A 299-nucleotide genomic window follows, 5' to 3' on the forward strand; every position below is an offset into this window, starting at 1 on the left:
GACCACACCGCAGCGGCCGCCCAACCATGAGCCCGGCAACGCTGCCCCGACCCGATTTCAACATTCATCGGGACATCTCCCTGAAGAATGCCTGAACCAGCACTGGTTCACCAGCATCGATGAAGCCCGTGAAATCATCGAAGATCGGAGGATCGACTGCAACACGGAGTGTCCGCATAGCAGCCTGAAGTATCAGATCCCGGAGGAATTCGCAGCAGCGAAGCCCTTCGATAAAACGCAATGGGCGCAGCCGCTTGAGCTACTTGATGGCTCCGCGCCTGCGCCCATTGCTCACGCCG

General features: G+C 59.2%; 1 protein-coding gene. It reads left to right on the top strand.

All coding sequences use genetic code 11. From position 1 onward, the window contains the following. On the top strand, positions 1 to 299 hold a 299-nt coding region (locus KY389_RS15130; protein ID WP_219831795.1), incomplete at both ends, for an integrase core domain-containing protein.

Source organism: Paracoccus bogoriensis (assembly GCF_019431455.1).
Lineage (GTDB): Bacteria > Pseudomonadota > Alphaproteobacteria > Rhodobacterales > Rhodobacteraceae > Paracoccus > Paracoccus bogoriensis.